Origin of the sequence: Proteus mirabilis ATCC 29906, assembly GCF_000160755.1 — a bacterium.
GTDB lineage: Bacteria > Pseudomonadota > Gammaproteobacteria > Enterobacterales > Enterobacteriaceae > Proteus > Proteus mirabilis.
In genome coordinates, this window is record NZ_GG668576.1 from 506,892 (window position 1) to 528,611 (window position 21,720).

Below are 21,720 nucleotides of genomic sequence, written 5' to 3' on the forward strand. Positions count from 1 at the left end.
TCATGGAGTTAGAGTGAAAATTAACGAAGCTTTATGACAGTATAATGACAGAACAAAAATTTTTTCAATATTTAAGTCATTAATAACGCGATTAAGTTAACATTTTGCTAACAAAGAGCGCTATTGAGGGGAATAAAATGCGTTTTTTAAAATTACCTTTTATTTATTGGCTGCTACTCAATTGCATCCCATTTATTGGCTTTGAACTACACTCAGGCAATATAAAACCCGGTGTTTTTTTCTATTTAGGTGCTCTAACGATCATCACTTCAGGGATTTGGCTATTTTTCTGCCTTTACTTTTTTATCAAACATAATACATCTCCTAACCCTCACCAGACACCGCGCCAGTTAGTCACCACAGGTCCATATAAAATAAGTAGAAATCCTATGTATCTTGGCTTTCTCGATATTAGTATTGGGCTGTTTTTTATTTTTGGTAACTGGGGATTTTTAGGGGCTGCGCTTGCCTTCTACTTTATTACCGATCGCTATACTATTGTGCAAGAAGAGAAAATATTAAGTGAGCGGTTTCCACAAGCGTGGCGACAATATTGCCGCCACGTTCGACGCTGGATATAAAAGATGTAGACTAAAGCGCTTTACAGTTATTTGCTAATCGGTAACCCGCTTTAGTTGCTTCATTTTCGGTTTTAAAATATACCGCATTTTTATCTGACATGGTTCTATAACCAGTACAGTGTGAAAAATGATAAATTTTACTATTTAGATTACCTTTGATCTGCTCATCTTGGGAGACTGTGGGCGCTTTAGGCATTTCTATTTTGTCAGTTGTAGGACGATATGTTGCAGTTAATCCTGCACCACTATTTTTATGTCCTAACTGCCACTTCATTTGTCCCGTAACAAAGGGATTATGATGCCCAACAATGTTAGCAATTCGATTATCTCGCTCTCTTTCCCACGGTGTTGGTGGGTAAGCTTTATCCCATGCCATAAAAAGCTGTTGTTGTTGACGTGACATTGAGAGGTTATAACGATCATGTAAGTAGAAATAGACACGTGCAACTTGGCCTTTCACCTCATTACGAGGCTCAAAGGTGCGAGAAGCAAAATCGACCCGACTGCGACACTGGCCATATTGATAAGGCGCTTGAGATGATAATTGACCAAAGCTAAAATTACTGCGATCACCATTCACCTCTCCAATCGAAGGCGCTAGATTATGTAAATCAGCCTCAATTTTGCCAAAAATAGGATCGTTTTTAACACAGTTAGCTCGCCCACCATTTTGCCAGCATTGACGTTGATGACCAAAAACCCAAGCAGGGACGATATGTTCCCATTCAATGCGTGAAGCTCGGGTGGCTTGTGCCCTCACTTGATAACCACAACTGGCTAAATTAACACGTCCCCCCGATTTTCCTACCCACTCCCAATGACAACCACAATACAGCGTACCTTGGTTGTTTTGATTTTGATCATAATAAATGCGTTCTCTGGCTAGCTGTTTTGCTTTAGTGAAATTTTCCGGTGCCTGTGCGGATACATTTAGCGTAATAATAAATAAACCTAACGCTAAAACAATATAGTGTAATATTTTTCTCAAAGTGCTATCTACCTTATACTCTCTTTTATTAAACCTAATAAGATTTATTATTAAATAACCAACTAATAATCTTATTTTTATTTGCGCTTACCATACCTTTTTTATTTATTTGAAGATATCTTTTTAATTCATTTTTTGATGGATTTACTAAAACAATACAAATGAAAAGTGCTAGAAAAAGGCGCTATTCATGTCATTGTGTAAAAACATCTTTGCTATGGTTTAAAGATTGGTATTTTAATGGAATAGATAAAATGAATGAGAATATGCTGAATTTAATGAATGAGCTCGTCGAAATAACCAAAAAGCATGCGAACAATGAAGATGTTAAAGCGCATGCTAATTTAGAGTCAGAAAATAAATTAAGAATTCAAATTATTATTTCTGGTAAAAACGAACTGGATATTACATTAAATTCGCTACAACATGCGGTATAAAGCATTTATACACTGGGACGTTTACGATATAACCACAATCCAGGTAAAGATAGCCCAATAGAAAGAGCACCCACAATAAATGAAGCTTTAAGAAAATTAGTCACTAAAGCTTCAAAAATTTCTTCGCTATAGCCTATTTGAGTCAACTTCACCACGGAGATCATCGCAACATAAGCATTGATCCCAGGAAACATAGGAATAATCGCTGCAACAGTGAAAACTTTTGGATGAGCTAACCACCAGCGTGACCATTGAATACCTATACAACCGACTAGAATAGCGGCACAAAAGCTTGCCCACTCAATATTCATACCACTTATCATTAATACCGTACGAGAGCCATGCCCTATTGCACCTAATAACGCACAATACTTTAATGCACGTAGCGGTACATTAAATACCATTGCAAACCCCACCGCAGGTATTGCCGCTAAAATCATATCTTCAATTAGCGTTAGAATAATGTTGATTATGCCCAATCTCTTAACTCCCATACTGCCATCGCTAAAATAACCCCTAAGCAGGTAGCAAGTGTCAACATCGTTGCCATCGCCCAGCGTGCGAGTCCTGTATTAACATGACCTTTAAACATATCAGCAACAGCATTAATTAAAGGAAATCCAGGAACTAATAATAGAACGCTCGCGGCCATTGATATAGTGGCAGTAACTTGAAAATAAGGGAGTTTTAGCAATAAACCTGATACTGATGTCGCAACAAATGCCGTAATACAAAAGTTGATTAAAGGATTTACTTGACGATGAGTGAGGAGCTGACGAACCCACATTCCCATTCCTCCCCCCAAAGCAGAGACTAAAAAGCCATCCCAATCACCGCCATTCAATTTGGAAAAACATCCACAAGAAAGTGCAACCATAACAATAATTATCCAACGTGGATAACGTAGTGGTTTGATATGTTCAAAACGTTTCCTTGCTTCATCAATATCAGCGAGATGATGCTCAACTAAAATAACAATGTGCTGAACTTCGGTAACAACATGCATATTGATACCACGATCAACAATTTTTCGTGTTGAGGTTTGGCAATGACCATTAACTATTGTCGTTAATACCACCGCATTGGCTGAAATGGCCGTTTCAACTTGATGAACGCCTAAAGCCAGCCCAAGTCGCGTTGAGAGCTGTTCAACCAACATACTTTCAGCACCATGTTGTAACAACAATAGCGCCGTTTGAATACATAATTTCGTAATTTCACGCTGTTTATCTTGTGAAATGGCATATTCTTCAGCCATTATCTGATTATCCATACTACGCCTTAGTATTTATCAAAAAACGCGCCATAACCAATTGAAAGCTTATCAGTATAGTTCAATCATGACGCTATCGTCTTTCTATACTATTATGAATAATTAAAATATTTAAGGCTGAAAGTAGATCAAAGTTTTCTCTTACTATCATATGATTGTAATAAATATAAAATATAGTGATTATATTTCTCAAATAGTATTGATATTAGTCATCATATGTTGCCAAAGGAAATCAAGATCTTCCGGAATAGGTTGTGAATTAAATAACTGTTTTTTAAGTTCTTTTTCTTTTATATTACCAATATGAGAAATAAGCACAGGATAAACTACATTTTTAAAAAAATGTTTCCCGTGTATATATTGTTTTAATTGTTGATCTACTGTGCATGCATTTATTTCTTGCTTTTTATGCTTGAGTTTTTCTAATAATTGAGAAGGCTCAAGATATTGATGCCACTTTTGTAAAATTTGTTCAATTTTTACTGTATCATTGCTTGTATTAAGTTCTAATAACGATTCTTTAAATCCCAAACTTCTTAATCCTTCCCATAAAGGATTAATGATTGCCCATACCGCAGCATGATTTCGCCAATTTTCAAGCTGAGTCTCGATATCTTTCCTTAATGTTTCACATCCATTTTCTATGCTATTTTTCTTATTTTCAGGTAATGCAGACCAAATTTCATCAGGAAGAACAAGATAGTTCTCAATACAAAAACGAGGAAGAATGAATAAATTGGGTAATTGTTCTTGTTTTTCCTCAATTTTAGCATTATCCCATTCATCTCTATCGACAATACCAAGCCAATCTTGTTCTTGGGCTAAAATATCCAACATATTTTGTTTCTTGCCCGTGCTAGCAATAACCCAATACTGTTCCCAACTAGGAAACTTTTTTCTTAAAAAAGCGCCAAAAGCTAACTCATCATCACTGCCTTCAACTAATAATACTTTTTTAGTTGAGCTACCTACTTGTTGATCTTTTATTCGATTAATTGTTCCATCAATTTTCGACATTCACCGATCCTTTTAGCAAAGTAAGATCAATACGTGAACCAAAATTTTCATAGCGTTGCCAAACTTCTGTTGAGTGTGACGTTAAAATTAACTGCCCTTTCTTATTAGCCACAATATTTTCGATAGCCGCTAAGAGAGGTGCTATAACAGAAGGATGTAGATGTAGATCAGGTTCATCTATTAATACAATTCCTCCTGGTTTTAGCCAACGTTGGATTGTAAATAACATAATAAGTATTTGATGTTCGCCAGAACTTAACTCATCAAACGTATGTTGCCTTCCATTTGATAAAATAATCTGTTGACGTGTACCTGGAAGAATTTCACTATCAATTCTTTTATCTGAAAAAAAGTAATTTAAACTCTTTATCATGTTAGGGTATTCATTAGGCAGTGTCGCTTTTAAATTAAACAGTAAAGTTTCTATTTGCCCATTCCAATCATTAGTCACCGTATAAGTCGCGAGCCATGCTTGGTTAAGATCGTCTGGGTATAATGATTTTCTCGTTGCTGTTGGATTTACCCATTTACGCGCTTCTGCATCTAAATAGACAATATTAGGAATAGATAATTCTGGATCCAATTCATTATAAAGTGATTGAATACGTCTTTTCCCTAAATATTTATAGGTCTCAATCAGATTATCATTATGTTTATTTTCACTAGATGGAAAATATAATTTATTTTTCTTTTTATTATTTGAAATTTCACCTATCCACATTACATCTAAATAGTTTGTTACTACTTGGGAAAAAAAATCATCTGAACCATAAAAAAGTCCAATTTTAATCTTATCATCAGAAGAAAGATTAAAATCTTCAAAAATAATAGCGATCCCTCCCCAACGTTCTAACCATTTTCGTGTATTGCTCGCTGGAGCTAACGGTTGTTCAGTACTTAGCCAAATACCTAATGCTTCCCATAAAATAGCTATGCCCCGTAATAAAGTCGATTTACCACAACCATTATTACCGGTAAATAAAACTTGAGCTTCAATCTCATTAGACCAATCATCTTCTAACTTAATAACACCATCAGCTAATGGTCCTACAGATTGTGTATAAATTGAACTAATTCTCATTGGAATGCCCTGAAATGTTTACTTTAATAGCTAAAATACCATCTCTTTATTCTCGCGTCTTTACCTCTTTCACACAACGATAAAATATTCTCTTTCTATTGTTAACTTACATCATCAATATGACTATTACGCTTTCAAATTAGTATAAAAGCACCTTAGGATGCTTTTATACCTAACTTAACTTATTCATAATCCTTTATTTATTATTTATTGCCCAGAAGTTTATTAGCTTGAGCATAAGCCCCATCAAGGGTTTCTTCAACAAAGATAGGTACACCGTACACCGCAGAAACAACGGGAGATAACTGCATCAGTTGCTCTTTATCATTTGTTTGTTGATTGACGGTCATGATCATTCCAGCACAATATTGACTTAATGGCATTTTCCCTGTTTTCAGCCAGCGTCTAACGGCTTTCATGCCCTCCATATCCTCTTGTTCATTTTTCTTGTTGATAGGTGGGTAAACCAATACAAAGTTTTGTTTTTGAGCAAGCACTAAGTCCATTTCAGCAATCCAGTTATTAGCATGCTCTAACGTTTCTGGGAAAACCTGCATGGTAATAATGGGAAATTGGTCAACAGACATTATTGTAAAATTGTTATTATTCAACATATTGTTATCTCTCAGTCATTATCTTCACTTTATATTAGAATAATTATCATTTACATTCAATAAAAAGGCTCTTTATTAGTGCACTGATCGCATTAATAGACAATTTTTGTCAGCAATAAATTTCTATCGACTTATATTATATTTATTCTTTTAATATATAAAACACTATAATTATTTTATATATTCTTTATAATTATTTTATTTTTAATAAATAAGCTATTCATAAAATGACCACTTTATAAATTTGAAAATATATTTGAAGTCATTTAAAGATTATCATGACAGAATTCATTAATTTATAACTAAGAGAAAATTAATATGGTAAGTTTTTTGAGAACAAAGTCCGCTGTCTTATTATCAATAGTTATTTTTCCTATTTTCTTTTTATTATCAGGCTGTTTTTCATTCGGGTTAATGTTATCAACTAAAAATGATAATGGCTATCATCGTTCTCATTGGAAAGGCGATTCAATTACCGCACTCTCTCTAGCAAAAGATAGTAACGGTACTAGTGGGTGGGTATTTATTGGTGATCATTTTGATTATTTATTAATAAGAGGTGGAGATAACGCAGTAAATATTTTAAGAGATCCTCTTATCCACCATGATAAATTGAGCGTAGAAAATCCAGTTGAATTTATTATTGATAATCAAAAGAAGCAATTTAATGGGAAAATTAAAATAAATTATAACTGGATAACTCAAACCGATAAAGAAGCAGCACTAACTTACGGTTTTATATGTAAAAAAGATATAAACACCTGTTCACTAAAAATAGATAATTTACTTGGAACAGTTCATCAAAAAAATAAAGAACAAAAAATGAGTATTTACTACCTTTTAACCATCCCTTTAATGTTGAATTCTACCAATACAAAGAAAATCTTATTGGTGCCAGCACACCAAGAATATTATTACCCGTTACTTTGGCGCTAGATATAGTCACATCTCCTTTACAATTGCTGATGATCCCAATACTAAGCAAGTAGTCTCGATAAAATAATTGATTATCAAACACTAAATATTCTAGTTTGATTAATAAGGAGATAGCGTTACCTCTATCTCCTTTTATACCATATTATACTATGATGTTAGCCTATTTCATCGCTTATAGGATTAACGCACAACCAACACAGATTGTTTGGCGTAAGCCACAATTCCTGATGCATTAGAGCCTAATAAATGAGTTGAAATGCTAGGACGACGAGAGCCAACAACAATTAAATCCGCTTTAATTTTTTCTGCCAGCTCTAACACTTTATCTCTTGCTGAGCCAAATGCGGCAGAGAAATCAACTTGCTCTTTAGGTAAATCTACAGAATTAGCTAATTCTTGCAGTTGTTCTTGAACTCGTTCAATCGCTTTATTAGCAAAAGAGCTTAACATATCATAATGGTAGCTATAACTAATTGAAAAACGTGAAACATCAGGAATAGCATGAAACAAATGGATCTTAGCCCCTTCAAGCTTTGCAATATAAACAGCGTGTTGTAAAGCCTTTTCGGTTAATTCATCTTCTGAAATATCCACGGGCACTAGAATTGTCTTATACATAGCAACTCCTCATTATTAATTATCGTCTGTTTGTTATTTTGATTTTTTCAACCAACAGTATGATTGCTAATCCTCTTCAAGATGCCATTTATGTAATTGTCGATGAATAAAAGGGGTCACCACTAATCCAATCGATAAAATAAAAACACACTGAAGAAACAAACCATAAATCGCAATAAAAAAACGCCCTGTTGGTGTTGCAGGCGCAGGCTCTACCGGTTGACCACTTAACATTGATATTGCGTTTAATGAGGACTCCATAAAAGTATGTCCTTCAATAAAATAGAACCCTAGCACGCCCGGTAATAATCCTAAAAAAAAGAATACAGTACCTATTATATAGTAGCGTAGAATACGTAGAATAAAATGGTCGAGCCTTAAAAGTTCTTGTGTAAATTTTTCCATCCCATTGACTCTATTAATGCGCAACCCAATGAAAATAATTTAATAATGGTAAAATAGATAATTTAAAAGAGAAAAAATAGGTTATGAAACCTCATAACCTATTAGCATGTGTCAATTAACGAACCACTAACACAGAAATATCTGCATAACGAACAACGCCTGCGGCCGTAGAGCCTAATAAATGTGTGCTAATGTTGGGTCTGCGAGAGCCGATAACAATTAAATCTGCTTGAATATCTTTTGCTGTCGTTAAAATTTCATCACGGGGAGAGCCAAAAGTGACAGTGTAAGCCACTTTTTCAGCAGGCAGATCCACCGAATCCACCAACATTTGCATATCATTTTCGGCTTTTACTGTCGCTTTGTCTTTAATTTCGGGATAACCCAGTGAATAAGCATTAATAATGGCTGAAGAGATAGGAAGCACATGGATAAGATGTAAATTAGCTCCTGTTTCTTTGGCTAAATAAACAGCATGGCGTACTGCTTTACTGGTTAACTCTTCTTCTACAATATCGATAGGCACTAAAATTGTTTTATACATAATAACTCCTCTCAACTCTCCATTTGCCTTAATAGTATCGCAATAACCTCAAGATTACTGTGAGTCAATTAACTAAAACCAACCTAATATCAATTATCAATCGGCTTTAAGTATTAATGAGTTACTACAAAAAATAAACTACTCAGTTAAAATAAATCAGTGCTGTGCTGTTGGTGGGTTGCCCACATTTGGTTGCGAACCGCACGGATGGTATCAATAAGCTCTGATGCGGTTAATCCTATTGGCCCTATTCCTTGTTTTATTAATTGGTCTGCGGCAATACCATGTATCCATACGGCACTCGGCACAGCCTCTGCGATTGGCATACCTTGTGCTAAAAAACTTGCCATGACACCGGTTAATACATCACCGCTCCCTGCTGTCGATAATCCACTGTTCCCTGTTGTATTTACTGTGATATCTCCTTGAGGTGAAGCAATCACCGTTCCTTGTCCTTTCACTATGGCCCAGCAATGATATTGGCGTGTAATTTCTATTGCAGCTTGTTGACGGTTATTTTGAATATCAGCAACATCACAATGAAGTAAAGTTGCGGCCTCTTTCGGATGGGGTGTTAATACACAATTAGCGGTTAACTTAGTGTTAATATGCGATAAGTTTAATTGAGCCAATAACACCAGCGCATCGGCATCAAAAACATAAGGTATTTTCTCGTTACGTTGTGCTAGTACTGTAGTCAGCAATTGTTCCGAATCAGAGGAGAGCCCTAAACCGCAGCCAATCGCCCATGCTGATATTTGTGGTTGCTCTAATAATGTTATGGCTGTTTGTAGCATCAGTTCGGGTGCACTATCAATAAAAGGCAGTGGCAATTGTGGTTGTGCAAAGCCCAAAAAGACTTTACCACACCCTGCTTTAAGCGCACTTTTTCCCGCCAAAACAATCGCACCACTCATGCCTTCTGAGCTGCCGATAATGGCTAATGTACCAAAAGTGCCTTTATGTGTATTTCCCATATTTCGCTGAGCGAGTGCAGGATAGTGAGATATTGCTTGTAATAGTTGCTCTCTGTTCATCTATTATTCCTCATATTCCTCACCTTTTATTGCTGAGTGTTTATTTTTATATCAAACCGCATTAAACGGTAATGGCTAATTTAAAGTATAGCGTGATATCGATGACATAATCATAATAAGAGTGTGCTAGCGGAAATGATTTCTTATCTACTATTTGTTTATTCGTTTTATTCATTTATTTCTTTTATGGGCGATAAGAAAAGCTATTCATACCAGATGAATACAATGTTATTCTGTTACTAGGCATTATTTTTAGGTTAATAAACAAACGATATAAAGGGAAATTCACCATGAATGAGAAGTTTAAAACACAAGCAGATGTTGAAACATTAGCGCAAGAAGTTGCATGCCTAAAAACGCTTATGACTTATATGTTAAAAGCATTAGGTCAAGCAGATGCTGGACGCGTTATCTTAAATATTGAGCGAGCTATTTCCGAAGTTGCTGATGAACAACAAGCAGAAACCTTCCGCAACACATTAAACCAAATTAAAACAGCTTATCGTCAATAATGATATTGACGTCATCAAAGTGCAATTGCGCATGATTTTAATTTATTGTCGCTTCTTTTTGTGCTGCACAAATAAGCAAAAAGTAAATCTGAAAAGTCTATATACTTAATTCCGAAATAAACCATTCTTTATTCATTTAACTGCCCCTCTATTGTTATAGAGGGGATTTTTTTATCTGTAATAAATAACTAATGTTAATCCTATTCTGATTTAACGCTATATGGGTTTATATGTTACACTTACAGTGTACGCACCAAAATAAACCATGAGGCTTATAATGAAACCACTTCTGTTATCCCTGCTTTTACTTCCTGCTGTTGCATTTGCTAACCCAAGTAAAATGGCTGAAGATTATTGCAATACATTCAAAGATATCTCAGTAAAAGCTTATGATACTAATGAAGCGCCTGAGAAAATCGCCAAAGACGCATTAGCAACATTGAAATCTCAAAACTTTGATTTTGCAAAACTAGATGCAACGGAAGCTGATTTTTCTAATGGCACCGTTGAAGTTGTTAAATCTTTACGTGATGCAAAAGCAGAAATTGGTTCACGTGAAGAGTTCCAAGAAGGCTTAACGCAAATTGTTGCGGCATGTAAAATTCAAATGGATTCTGTTTTACAAGAGCAGAAAAAATAATCCATTGACTGCCTTAAATGATTAAGCGCAGAGTCCAAGGAGCAGAAATAATCCTGCTCTTTTTTTATTAATCCCCCTATTTCATTTCTTACGTTTAACCCTGCTAACTTTTCCCTGCCGCTATTTATTGTGCATGATAGTATCCATCTATTGCGATTAAGGTTTATAATACTTTAGTAAATAATCATTAGAACTGGCCATAACAAGGAGATATTGTGAGCAACGAACAATCCATCCAGCGATTAAGAAGACTACGCCAGTCAGAGAACCTGCGCGCGCTGTTTCAAGAAACGACACTCAGCAAAAATGATCTAGCCCTACCTATTTTCGTTGAAGAAGGCTTAGAGGATTATCAGCCGATCAAAAGTATGCCAGGTGTGGTACGTATTCCTGAAAAACGCCTTGCTTATGAAATTGAGCGTATCGCTAAAGCGGGTATCAAAACGGTCATGACCTTTGGTGTCTCACACCATCTTGATGAAACAGGTAGCGATGCTTGGAAAAGCGACGGTCTAGTTTCTCGCATGTCTCGTATTTGTAAAGATGCTGTACCAGAAATGATTGTTATGTCAGATACTTGTTTCTGTGAATATACTTCACATGGGCACTGTGGCGTTTTACATGGTGAACATGTCGATAATGATGAAACTATCCATAATTTAGGTCTACAGGCGGTTGCCGCCGCACAAGCTGGTGCTGATTTTATTGCTCCCTCTGCCGCAATGGATGGTCAAGTTGCCGCTATTCGTGCTGCCTTAGATAAAGCAGGATTTACCGATACCGGTATTGTTTCCTACTCAACTAAATTTGCCTCTGCATTATATGGTCCATTCCGTGATGCTGCTGGCTCTCGCTTAATTGGTGATCGTAAAACATATCAAATGAATCCGATGAATCGTCGGGAAGCTATCCGCGAATCATTGATTGATGAGCAAGAAGGTGCGGATATGTTAATGGTTAAGCCTGCTGGTGCTTATTTAGATATTATTCGTGATGTTCGTGAACGTACACTATTACCGTTAGCAGCCTACCAAATTAGTGGGGAGTATGCGCAAATCAAATTTGCTGCATTAGCGGGTGCTATCGATGAAGATCGCGTGGTAATGGAAACACTAGGCTCCATTAAACGCGCAGGTGCTGATTTAATTCTCTCTTACTTTGCGCTTGATTTAGCAGAAAGAAATCTACTTTAATCACCCTTGTATCTAGATGACACGTGAATAGATCACTAAGAATCTTCAGTATATGACTAACCCCACCACTAAAAACATGGCGGTTAGATACGCTAAATACTTCAAGTTATAACGATAATTTGAAGTATTTTTCACCCTATATTATGAGGCGACTATGGATAACTGTATTTTCTGTCAAATTGTAGCGGGAAAAGCACCTTGCCATAAAATTTGGGAGGATGAACATCATCTTGCGTTTCTTTCAATCTTCCCTAATACCAAGGGTTTTACGGTTGTTATTCCGAAAAAACACTATCCAAGTTATGCTTTTGATTTAAGCGATGAAGCCTTAGCGTTATTGATCATTGCCACTAAAAAAGTGGCAAAAATCCTAGATAAAACATTCCCAGATGTGTCACGCACGGGGATGTTTTTTGAAGGTTTTGGCGTTGATCATGTTCATAGCAAACTCAGCCCAATGCACGGTACGGGTGATATGACAAAATGGGCGCCCATTGAAAACAAACAAAAGGTTTTCTTTGATAACTACCCTGGCTACCTTTCATCTCATGATTTTGAGCGCGCAAATGATGAGGAATTAGCGCAATTAGCTGCGCTTATTCGCCAAAATAGTCAGTAATTGATCCAGCCATAATAAACTAATAGCAATAACGGATAAGCATTTATTACTTATCCGTTATTAGTTAATATTGCACAATTATTCTTTATTTATACGTAATTGGCGTTGGCTTAGCTAACATAATTTCTGTCTTAGCCGGCTCAGTTTGTGCAATCACTTTACCGTGACGAATAGAGTAACGTACAGGGACTTGGCGACGTAAAGCATCAAAACCATTTTCAGCAGGAAGAATAATAAAGTTAGCACTATTACCGACTTCCACACCATAATCCGTTAATGCCAATGTTTTTGCACTATTATGACTGATAAGTTGTAATCCATTATCAATTTGCCCATAGCCCATTAACTGACAAACATGTAACCCCATATGCAGCACTTGTAGCATATTTGCTGTACCTAATGGATACCATGGATCAAAGACATCGTCATGACCAAAGCAAACATTAATACCACTCGCTAACATCTCTTTGACACGGGTGATCCCCCGACGTTTTGGATAACTATCAAAACGCCCTTGCAAATGGATATTCACTAATGGATTGGCTACAAAATTAATGCCTGACATTTTTAATAAACGAAATAAACGCGAAGTATAAGCGCCATTATAAGAGTGCATAGCGGTTGTATGACTTGCTGTCACCCGTGAGCCGATATTTTCTTTATGTGCTAATGCAGCAACGGTTTCAACAAAACGCGATTGTTCATCATCAATTTCATCACAATGCACATCAATAAGTCGATCGTATTTCAGCGCTAATGCGAAGGTTTTATGTAGTGACTCCACGCCATACTCACGGGTAAATTCAAAGTGCGGGATTGCCCCCACAACATCCGCACCTAATTTCAAGGCCTCTTCTAATAATGCTTCGCCATTAGGGTAAGATAATATCCCTTCTTGGGGAAATGCCACAATTTGTAAATCAACCCAAGGTTTGACTTCTTGTTTGACTTCTAACATGGCTTTTAAAGCCGTTAACGATGCATCAGAAACATCAACATGGGTTCTTACATGCTGAATACCATTGGCGATTTGCCATTGTAATGTTTGCCACGCCCGTTGTTTAACATCATCATGGGTGAGTAATGCTTTTCTTTCTGCCCAACGCTCAATACCTTCAAATAAGGTTCCAGATTGATTCCAGTTTGGCTGCCCTGCTGTCTGCGTGGTGTCTAAATGTATATGAGGTTCAACAAAAGGAGCGTGAACCAATCCACCTTGTGCATCTAACCCTTGGGGATGAAAATCGCTTTGCGGTTGTGGCTCAATGGCTGCAATCTGGTTATTTTTAACTGTAATGCGCCATAAACCTTCTTTTCCAGCTAAACGAGCATGATTAATTTGTTCTATATTTTTACCCAGCATGACTTATCTCCGCTTGTCGAGCTGTACGACGATTTAATATTGGATTTAATACCGCGAAACTGATTGCGCCACCTAATACGGCATTAACAGGTACGATCCCTGGTAACCAGTGACCGGCAGCAATACCGATAGCCACAGCAAGTAAGGCTACCCAGTTCACATTTTGCATCTTGTCAGCGTTGAATTGATTATACCGCGCTCTATTCATCAGATAATCTGCAATAATAACGCCACCTACAGGAGGGATCGCCGCGGATAGAAAGGTTAACCAACCAACAAAATTATTATAAAGCCATAGCGCACACAATGTGCCGATAATGCCATTAACCACAGATAATTTTTTACTGGATAACCCTGTGATATTGGCAAAACCTAACCCTGATGCATATAACGCATTATCATTGGTCGTCCAGATATTTAAACCTAATACAATGATCGCCGGCAGTAATAAACCTTGCGCTATCATCACATCGGAAATATCCGCCATGCCTAATGATGCCGCTCCCGCAGCACCAAAGACAAACATCAAAGTATTTCCTAAGAAAAAAGCCACAATAGCGACAATCACGGCAATTTTAGGGTTACGTCCAAAACGAACAAAATCCGCCGTTAATGTACCGGCACTGATAAAAGAGCCTACCACCATGGCAAGGGCTAAATTAAAATCGAGTTGTTCGGCAGGCTTCACTGCCATTAGTGTATTAAGCCCTCCCATATCATGTACCGCAAGATATACCGAGTAACTTCCTAGGATAGCAATAGCAGGAACCGCAATAATGGAGAGGATAGTTAATGCAGAGATACCAAAAAACACGGTGATAGTCATTAAAATTCCTGATATTGCAATCAGGAGATTAATATCAATCCCCGTGGCTTTACCAACGGGAATAGCAAACATCGCAACACCGACACCAAACCAACCGACTTGTGTACCACCGAGTAAAAATGAGGGAAGCCAAGAGCCTTTAATACCAAAAGAGTAACGAGCAAGAAGATGAGTGGTGAGACCTGTTTTAGAACCAATAAAACCAAGAAATGCGGTGTAAATACCAAGGAGAAGATTACCGACAAGAACTGCGAGGAAGAAATCATTAAAGGAGAGACCAGTACCAAGAGCGCCGCCAGTCCACATACTGGCTGAAAAAAACGTTAATCCCAACATCACAAAGGTTAACGCTAATCCACCCTTTCTTGCGGATATGGGCACCGGGCCCTGACTATAATTGTTGTCCTGAGACACTTTAACCCCCTATTCATTTCACCAGGCCAAAAAATCTGACGCATTCTATCGGCATAAAAATTTTATGCAAACGTTTTCGTACTCTGTTTATGATAATTAATGGGATCGGTGATAGAAAAAAAATTGATATATCTCACATCAATCCTGATGTTATGGTTGTTTTACTTGAGTCACTCGACTTATTTAAAATGATTGTAAAAAGGAGATTGCTTTAGAAATATTTATGATAACAATGGAAAGTTCATAATCATTTAATTATGAAAAAATACATAAATAATATTTAATAAAAAATAAAATAATAACGAAAAAAGAAGCTTTACTTTCAGTCACAAAAAAGAGGAATTTTCATTCCTCTTGACTATTGTTTTGATAAGTTAATTAATTTCTTCTGGCAGGTGAATGTCCAGCAACATAGTAATCTGCTTGGCTTGCTGGCAATGGTTTAATGCCTTTAATTTTGTCTGCCATTTTTTCAGCAATCATAATGGTTGTCGCATTTAAATTGCCAGTAATTATATTGGGCATAATGGAAGCATCAATAACTCTTAAGCTTTCTATACCATGAACGCGTCCGGCACCATCTACGACGGCCATTTCATCATTTCCCATTTTACAACTACCACAAGGGTGAAATGCTGTTTCTGCCCGTTCACGTACAAAAGCATCCAGCTGTTCATCCGTTTGAATATCTTTCCCCGGACTAATTTCTTCACCGCGATAGGGATCTAATGCAGGTTGCGCCATAATTTCTCTCGTGATACGAATAGCAGCCCTAAACTCTTGCCAATCTTGCTCTGTTGACATGTAATTAAACAAGATGCTTGGATGCTGATGTGGATCTCGTGAGGTTATTTTTATACGTCCGCGACTGGGTGAACGCATCGACCCCACATGAGCTTGAAAACCATGCACTTCCACTGCATTACTGCCATTATAATTAATCGCCACTGGTAAAAAGTGAAACTGAATATTTGGCCAAGCAAACTTTTCACTTGAGCGAATAAAACCCCCTGCTTCAAATTGATTGCTCGCCCCAATACCCGTTCCTTTAAATAACCACTCGGCACCAATTTTAGGTTGGTTATACCATTTTAACGCTGGATAAAGTGAAACGGGTTGTTTGCATTCATATTGCAGATACATCTCTAGATGATCTTGCAAATTCTGCCCCACGCCCGGTAAAACATGTACTGGCGAAATATCAAACTCGTTGAGAACATCTTCAGGGCCGACACCTGAGCGTTGTAAGATTTGTGGTGATGCAATCGCCCCGGCACAAAGCAGTATTTCTTTACGTGCTTTCACATGCTGTGGCGTGGTATTCGTTCCTTTAAAATAGCGCACACCACTTGCTTTTTTACCCTCAAATTCAATAATATCGGTTGTAGCATGTGTCTCAATAGTTAAGTTTTTGCGCGATTTAGCTTGGTCAAGATAACCCCGTGCCGTACTGGCTCGACGCCCATGGGGGGTTACCGTTCTATCCATAGGGCCAAATCCTTCTTGCTGATAACCATTGAGATCATCAGTTCTAGGATATCCAGCTTGTACACCGGCTTCGACCATCGCATGGAATAAAACATTATTCCCCTTTTTCGGTGTAGTCACACTAACAGGCCCACTATCACCATGATAATCATTAGCCCCAATATCTCGGGTTTCTGCTTTACGAAAATAGGGTAAGCAATTTAAATAATTCCAATCTTCAAGGCCGGGTAATTTGGCCCACTCATCAAAATCCATCGCGTTACCACGAATGTAACACATACCATTAATGAGTGATGATCCTCCTAATCCTTTACCTCGACCGCACTCCATGCGGCGGTTATTCATATGTGGCTCAGGCTCTGTTTCATAAGCCCAATTATAGCGTCTACCCTGTAACGGATAAGCTAATGCTGCTGGCATTTGTGTGCGAAAATCGAACCTGTAGTCCGGTCCTCCAGCTTCAAGGAGCAGCACAGTAACATCAGGATCTTCTGTCAAGCGGGTAGCAAGAACGTTACCGGCTGAACCAGCACCGATAATAATGTAGTCATAGACCATTGTTATCTCCTCTGTTTCAGTCATTAAAATTAAAAATAGAATGGATTAAAAAACGGATGAAAACTCCCCAAGTTCAACTTGAATAGATTTGATTTGAGTGTAATTTTGTAGTGTGACAAGCCCATTTTCACGGCCAACACCGGAATGTTTATAACCACCAACAGGCATTTCTGCTGCAGATTCACCCCAAGTATTGATCCAGCAAATTCCGGCTTCTAATTGATGTATAACGCGATGTGCCGTTGTCAGATCTCGAGTCACCAAGCCTGCGGCTAATCCATAGACACTATTATTGGCGCGTAAAATAACTTCATCTTCTGTTTGATAACTTAAAATGCTCATTACAGGGCCGAAGATTTCGTCCTGCGTGATTTTCATATCATCAGTACAATCGGTAAATACCGTTGGCGCCACATAAGCCCCTTTCGCCAATGCACCAGCGAATAAACGTTCACCACCACAAAGTAGTTTTGCACCTTGAGCTTTACCTAACTCGATATAGCTTAAAACTTTTTCAAGATGAGGGAAGCTGACTAATGGTCCAAAGTTGGTATCCATTTCCAGTGGTGAACCAACGCGAATACGAGAGACACGCTCAATGATTTTAGCTTCAAAAGCTTGTTTTAACTTTTCTGGCACAAATACGCGTGTTCCATTGGTACATACTTGTCCTGAACTATAGAAATTAGCCATCATGGCGATATCAGCTGCGGTATCAAGATCGGCATCATCAAAAATAATTAACGGTGACTTACCACCTAGCTCCATAGTGACATCTTTTAAGCTTGATGAAGAAGCGCTCGCCATCACTTTTTTCCCAGTATCGATCCCCCCCGTAAATGAGACTTTAGCGATATCAGGGTGCTGCGTTAGCCATTGCCCTACAGTGGCATCACCCGTTACCACATTAAATACCCCTTGAGGCAAGCCCGCTTCGGTATATATTTCAGCCAATTTTAATGCCGTTAATGATGTCATTTCACTCGGTTTAAAAATCATCGCATTACCTGCTGCTAATGCAGGTGCTGATTTCCATAACGCAATTTGAATTGGATAATTCCATGCACCAATGCCGGCAACAACACCTAATGGCTCACGACGGGTGTAAACAAAAGCGCTGTCACGTAGTGGGATCTGCTCCCCTTCTAGGGCAGGAATAAGACCCGCATAGTATTCCAATACATCAGCACCGGTGACAATATCGACATAACGTGTTTCAGACAGGGGTTTACCGGTGTCTAACGTTTCTAAATGCGCTAACTCATCATTACGTTCACGTAAAATATCCACGGCACGTCGAAGAATACGGGAGCGCGCCATCGCAGGCATAGCAGCCCATATTTTTTGTCCTTGCTTTGCACTTTCTACCGCCCAATTAATATCTTCTTCACAGGCTGATTGTAAATGTGCAATCACCTCACCTGTAGCAGGATTAATTGCGGCAAATTGTTCACATTCAGGTTGTGCGCAATCAACATATCCACCATGAATATAAAGCTTGTGTAACGGTGGGTTTTGCATATTTTCTCCTTTATAGTGAGTAAGTTAAGTCTGTTTATCCTGGCAAAGATTAAGTTGCATATCGATATACTCATCAGTAATTTTTTTTGCTTCTGCTAACGAAAATGGCTCCTCGCTAAGGGCACTACGTAGCCATAAACCATCGATTAAAGCGGCTAAGCCTTTGGCGGCTAAGCGTGCTTTATCTTTTGTTAACGCACGTCCAAATTCATAACAGAGATTAGAGTACAAACGTCTATCATTAACCTTTTGTAAACGATGCAAATTAGGCTGATGCATGCTACTTGCCCAAAAAGCCAGCCAAGTTTTCATTGCGGTTTCACTGGTTTGTGACGTATCAAAGTTACCATCGACAATGGCTTGAATACGCAATTTAGGCTCAGCATCGCTTAAAATACGTAATCGCATTGCGACGGCAAAACCTAACTGATATTGGATATGGCGCATTGCCGCTTCCAATAAACCATTTTTATCACGGAAGTAGTGGCTTATAATGCCATTAGATACCCCGGCCTTTCGTGCAATTAATGCAATGCTGGCATCTTGCATTCCGACCTCATTAATCACCGCTAATGTCGCCTGAATTAATTGCTGTTTACGTATCGACTGCATCCCTATCTTCGGCATGTTTTCAAGACCTAAAAAATACATTGAACACTTTTATTAAACGTTTTTTTAATTGAACATTCAATCAATATTAACTATTGTTTATCACAATTAATTCACAAATGACATAAGGAGCAGATCGTGAAAATTTGAATCTTTGCATATAAATCAATTGATTAGCAAAGAATGCAACTTTTAACTTTTAGATGAATAAATTTTTGGAATTTCTGATGACAACTCTTAATAGCTCAAAAAAACCACAGAAAGACAAGCTCAATTCTGTTGTTTTTTTCGCTTCCGCAACGCTGATTCTAGCGTTCTCTTTTTTCACTATTTTAATGACAGATACCGCCAATGCGTGGATCATTAAAACACTAGGTTGGGTATCAAAAACCTTTGGTTGGTACTATTTATTAGCGGCAACTTTGTACATTGTTTTCGTTATTTTCGTTGCCACATCTCGCTTTGGTAATATTAAATTAGGCCCAGAACAGTCAAAGCCTGAATTTAGTGTATTAAGCTGGTCTGCTATGTTGTTTGCCGCGGGGATCGGGATTGACTTAATGTTTTTCTCAGTCGCTGAGCCTATTACCCAATATATGCTACCGCCTACTGGCGAAGGTGAAACAATAGAAGCAGCCCGTCAGTCGATGGTGTGGACATTATTCCACTATGGCCTGACGGGCTGGTCTATGTATGCACTGATTGGTATTGCACTCGGGTATTTTAGTTATCGCTATAATTTACCCTTGACCATCCGCTCTGCACTTTATCCTATCTTTGGTAATCGTATTTATGGCCCCATCGGTCATACGGTCGATATTGCTGCCGTATTGGGTACTATTTTTGGTATTGCCACCACCTTAGGTATTGGCGTAGTACAACTTAATTATGGGTTGAAAGTTCTCTTCGATTTACCGCAAGGGTTAGGTGTACAAGGTGGTTTAATTCTACTTTCCGTAATTATGGCGGTGATCTCAGCCACATCAGGCGTCAATAAAGGCATACGTATTCTTTCAGAATTAAATGTATTACTCGCTTTAGGGTTAATTTTATTTATCCTATTTGCTGGTGATACTGAATTTTTATTAAATGCGTTAGTACTTAATGTCGGTGATTATGTAAATCGATTCTTAGGAATGACACTAAATAGCTTTGCTTTTGATAGACCGACGGATTGGATGAATAGCTGGACACTTTTCTTCTGGGCTTGGTGGGTTGCTTGGTCACCTTTTGTAGGCTTATTTTTAGCACGTATCTCAAGGGGGAGAACTATCCGTCAATTCGTTATAGGCACCTTGATCATCCCTTTTGTATTCACGCTATTATGGTTGTCTATCTTTGGTAATAGTGCACTTTATGAAGTGATCCACGGTAATCAAACCTTTGCTGAAACAGTATTAGCCTCACCAGAAAAAGGCTTTTATTCTCTACTTGAACTCTATCCGGGATTTGGTTTAACCGCTTCCGTAGCGACTATTACAGGATTACTTTTCTATGTAACCTCGGCAGACTCCGGTTCATTAGTTTTAGGTAATTTCACTTCTCAACTGAGTGATATAAATAATGATGCCCCAAATTGGCTGCGCATATTCTGGTCTATCGCTATTGGTCTATTAACATTAGGTATGTTAATGGCAGACGGGGTTTCTGCTTTGCAAAATACCACGGTTATTATGGGATTACCTTTTAGCTTTGTTATTTTCTTTATTATGGCAGGACTATATAAGTCATTAAAAGTAGAAGATTTTAGACGCGTCAGTTCATTAAACACCAATGCGCCAGCACCTCTTTATGGTAACACCACCATGAACTGGAAACAGCGTCTAGGTCGTGTGATGAATTTTCCAGGTACTACCTATACCCAACGGATGTTAGATTTAGTTTGTACCCCAGCGATGCAAGATGTGGCTAATGAGCTGTCATTACGTGGTGCAAATGTCTCGTTTAATCTTTACCCGCTGGAAGAAGAGCCTCGTTTAAACCATTTAGAATTAGTGGTTGATTTAGGCCAAGAGCAGCATTTTATTTATCAAATATGGCCACAAAAATACTCAGTACCTGCATTTACTTATCGTGCTCGTCGAGGAAAATCCCATTATTACCGGCTAGAAACCTATTTATGGGAAGGTTCACAGGGTAACGATTTAATGGACTACACCAAGGAGCAAGTGATCAGTGATATTCTCGACCAATATGAAAAACACTTAAACTTTATTCACTTAAGTCGTGAAGCGCCCGGTGCAACATTAACATTTCCAGAATCAAATTAATTAGCGACTGAGCTATATTATCTCTCAAGGGAACCCGTTTTATCGGTTCCCTTTTTTATTAGCCTGCACCACACACCTTATGCAATACATCGCTATTTTCTGACTTTATTTCATGTTGACATGCTTAAGCTAATTCCTAAAAACTGACTTAGTAGTGAATAAATAATCAAAATTAA

The 21,720-nt window shown here is 37.9% G+C and carries 23 protein-coding genes; 8 read left to right on the top strand and 15 right to left on the bottom strand.

All coding sequences use genetic code 11. The features are described 5' to 3' along the window. Positions 1–137: 137 nt before the first annotated feature. Positions 138–581 carry a methyltransferase family protein gene (locus HMPREF0693_RS02315; RefSeq protein ID WP_004248191.1) on the top strand — a complete coding sequence of 148 codons (444 nt, stop codon included), beginning with the start codon at positions 138–140 and terminating at the stop codon, positions 579–581. Between the two features lie 10 nt (positions 582–591). On the opposite strand, the gene HMPREF0693_RS02320 is transcribed toward HMPREF0693_RS02315, so the two are convergent. After that, positions 592–1,569 (bottom strand): endonuclease, encoded by a 978-nt coding sequence (locus tag HMPREF0693_RS02320; protein ID WP_004243194.1) that lies wholly within the window; start codon positions 1,567–1,569, stop codon positions 592–594. Between the two features lie 254 nt (positions 1,570–1,823). Here HMPREF0693_RS02320 and HMPREF0693_RS02325 point away from each other — a divergent pair, with 254 nt between their 5' ends. Beyond that, on the top strand, positions 1,824–2,006 hold the full coding sequence (locus tag HMPREF0693_RS02325; RefSeq protein WP_004248195.1) for a hypothetical protein: 183 nt from the start codon (positions 1,824–1,826) through the stop codon (positions 2,004–2,006). 5 nt (positions 2,007–2,011) lie between these two features. Here the strand turns inward: HMPREF0693_RS02325 and HMPREF0693_RS02330 are convergent, their stop codons facing one another. The 5 genes from HMPREF0693_RS02330 to HMPREF0693_RS02350 form a co-directional block, all read right to left on the bottom strand. Continuing rightward, positions 2,012–2,500, bottom strand: coding sequence for a threonine/serine exporter (locus HMPREF0693_RS02330; protein ID WP_004243197.1), 489 nt, complete (start codon positions 2,498–2,500; stop codon positions 2,012–2,014). Further along, on the bottom strand, positions 2,476–3,279 hold the full coding sequence (locus HMPREF0693_RS02335; protein ID WP_004243198.1) for a threonine/serine exporter family protein: 804 nt from the start codon (positions 3,277–3,279) through the stop codon (positions 2,476–2,478). The genes HMPREF0693_RS02330 and HMPREF0693_RS02335 overlap by 25 nt, the downstream gene beginning before the upstream one ends. A 189-nt stretch (positions 3,280–3,468) precedes the next feature. Next, positions 3,469–4,296: a DUF4435 domain-containing protein gene (locus HMPREF0693_RS02340; RefSeq protein WP_004243199.1), complete on the bottom strand. Its 828-nt coding sequence runs from the start codon at positions 4,294–4,296 to the stop codon at positions 3,469–3,471. Further along, the gene (locus HMPREF0693_RS02345; RefSeq protein ID WP_004243200.1) at positions 4,283–5,377 is read right to left on the bottom strand and encodes an AAA family ATPase; all 1,095 of its coding nucleotides are present in this window, start codon (positions 5,375–5,377) and stop codon (positions 4,283–4,285) included. The genes HMPREF0693_RS02340 and HMPREF0693_RS02345 overlap by 14 nt, the downstream gene beginning before the upstream one ends. A 203-nt stretch (positions 5,378–5,580) precedes the next feature. Beyond that, entirely contained in the window at positions 5,581–5,991 is a 411-nt protein-coding gene (locus HMPREF0693_RS02350) for a hypothetical protein (protein ID WP_004243201.1), read from the bottom strand. Positions 5,992–6,309: 318 nt separating this feature from the next. On the opposite strand from HMPREF0693_RS02350, the gene HMPREF0693_RS02355 reads away from it, so the two are divergent. Continuing rightward, positions 6,310–6,927, top strand: coding sequence for a YidX family protein (locus HMPREF0693_RS02355; protein ID WP_248694447.1), 618 nt, complete (start codon positions 6,310–6,312; stop codon positions 6,925–6,927). A 180-nt stretch (positions 6,928–7,107) separates the two neighbouring features. Here HMPREF0693_RS02355 and HMPREF0693_RS02360 read toward each other — a convergent pair whose 3' ends face one another. The 4 genes from HMPREF0693_RS02360 to HMPREF0693_RS02375 all read right to left on the bottom strand — a co-directional run bounded on the left by HMPREF0693_RS02360 (position 7,108) and on the right by HMPREF0693_RS02375 (position 9,531). Beyond that, complete coding sequence (locus HMPREF0693_RS02360; protein WP_004243203.1) at positions 7,108–7,545, bottom strand: universal stress protein; 438 nt, start codon at positions 7,543–7,545, stop codon at positions 7,108–7,110. A 66-nt stretch (positions 7,546–7,611) separates the two neighbouring features. After that, on the bottom strand, positions 7,612–7,950 hold the full coding sequence (locus HMPREF0693_RS02365; RefSeq protein WP_004243204.1) for a hypothetical protein: 339 nt from the start codon (positions 7,948–7,950) through the stop codon (positions 7,612–7,614). A gap of 115 nt (positions 7,951–8,065) precedes the next feature. Continuing rightward, positions 8,066–8,494: a universal stress protein gene (locus tag HMPREF0693_RS02370; RefSeq protein WP_004243205.1), complete on the bottom strand. Its 429-nt coding sequence runs from the start codon at positions 8,492–8,494 to the stop codon at positions 8,066–8,068. Positions 8,495–8,640: 146 nt separating this feature from the next. After that, the gene (locus tag HMPREF0693_RS02375; RefSeq protein ID WP_004243206.1) at positions 8,641–9,531 is read right to left on the bottom strand and encodes an NAD(P)H-hydrate dehydratase; all 891 of its coding nucleotides are present in this window, start codon (positions 9,529–9,531) and stop codon (positions 8,641–8,643) included. Positions 9,532–9,821: 290 nt separating this feature from the next. Between HMPREF0693_RS02375 and HMPREF0693_RS02380 the strand changes: the two genes are divergently transcribed. The 4 genes from HMPREF0693_RS02380 to HMPREF0693_RS02395 all read left to right on the top strand — a co-directional run bounded on the left by HMPREF0693_RS02380 (position 9,822) and on the right by HMPREF0693_RS02395 (position 12,495). After that, the gene (locus HMPREF0693_RS02380; RefSeq protein WP_004243207.1) at positions 9,822–10,043 is read left to right on the top strand and encodes a DUF2594 family protein; all 222 of its coding nucleotides are present in this window, start codon (positions 9,822–9,824) and stop codon (positions 10,041–10,043) included. Positions 10,044–10,320: 277 nt separating this feature from the next. Continuing rightward, complete coding sequence (locus tag HMPREF0693_RS02385; RefSeq protein ID WP_004248202.1) at positions 10,321–10,683, top strand: hypothetical protein; 363 nt, start codon at positions 10,321–10,323, stop codon at positions 10,681–10,683. 215 nt (positions 10,684–10,898) lie between these two features. Continuing rightward, positions 10,899–11,876 (top strand): porphobilinogen synthase, encoded by a 978-nt coding sequence (gene hemB, locus HMPREF0693_RS02390; protein ID WP_004243210.1) that lies wholly within the window; start codon positions 10,899–10,901, stop codon positions 11,874–11,876. Positions 11,877–12,030: 154 nt separating this feature from the next. Then, a complete protein-coding gene (locus HMPREF0693_RS02395; RefSeq protein WP_004243211.1) occupies positions 12,031–12,495 on the top strand; it encodes an HIT family protein in 465 nt (154 codons plus the stop codon). 85 nt (positions 12,496–12,580) lie between these two features. On the opposite strand, the gene HMPREF0693_RS02400 is transcribed toward HMPREF0693_RS02395, so the two are convergent. The 5 genes from HMPREF0693_RS02400 to betI form a co-directional block, all read right to left on the bottom strand. Next, the gene (locus HMPREF0693_RS02400; RefSeq protein WP_004243212.1) at positions 12,581–13,858 is read right to left on the bottom strand and encodes a cytosine deaminase; all 1,278 of its coding nucleotides are present in this window, start codon (positions 13,856–13,858) and stop codon (positions 12,581–12,583) included. Beyond that, on the bottom strand, positions 13,848–15,098 hold the full coding sequence (gene codB, locus HMPREF0693_RS02405) for a cytosine permease (RefSeq protein WP_004243213.1): 1,251 nt from the start codon (positions 15,096–15,098) through the stop codon (positions 13,848–13,850). The genes HMPREF0693_RS02400 and codB overlap by 11 nt, the downstream gene beginning before the upstream one ends. A 378-nt stretch (positions 15,099–15,476) precedes the next feature. After that, complete coding sequence (betA, locus tag HMPREF0693_RS02410; RefSeq protein WP_004250946.1) at positions 15,477–17,144, bottom strand: choline dehydrogenase; 1,668 nt, start codon at positions 17,142–17,144, stop codon at positions 15,477–15,479. Positions 17,145–17,189: 45 nt separating this feature from the next. Further along, a complete protein-coding gene (gene betB, locus HMPREF0693_RS02415; RefSeq protein WP_004243216.1) occupies positions 17,190–18,665 on the bottom strand; it encodes a betaine-aldehyde dehydrogenase in 1,476 nt (491 codons plus the stop codon). Positions 18,666–18,689: 24 nt separating this feature from the next. Then, positions 18,690–19,292, bottom strand: a complete 603-nt coding sequence (betI, locus tag HMPREF0693_RS02420; protein WP_004248206.1) for a transcriptional regulator BetI — start codon at positions 19,290–19,292, stop codon at positions 18,690–18,692. 209 nt (positions 19,293–19,501) lie between these two features. Here betI and HMPREF0693_RS02425 point away from each other — a divergent pair, with 209 nt between their 5' ends. Beyond that, positions 19,502–21,544 carry a choline transporter gene (locus HMPREF0693_RS02425; RefSeq protein WP_004248207.1) on the top strand — a complete coding sequence of 681 codons (2,043 nt, stop codon included), beginning with the start codon at positions 19,502–19,504 and terminating at the stop codon, positions 21,542–21,544. Positions 21,545–21,720: the final 176 nt, after the last annotated feature.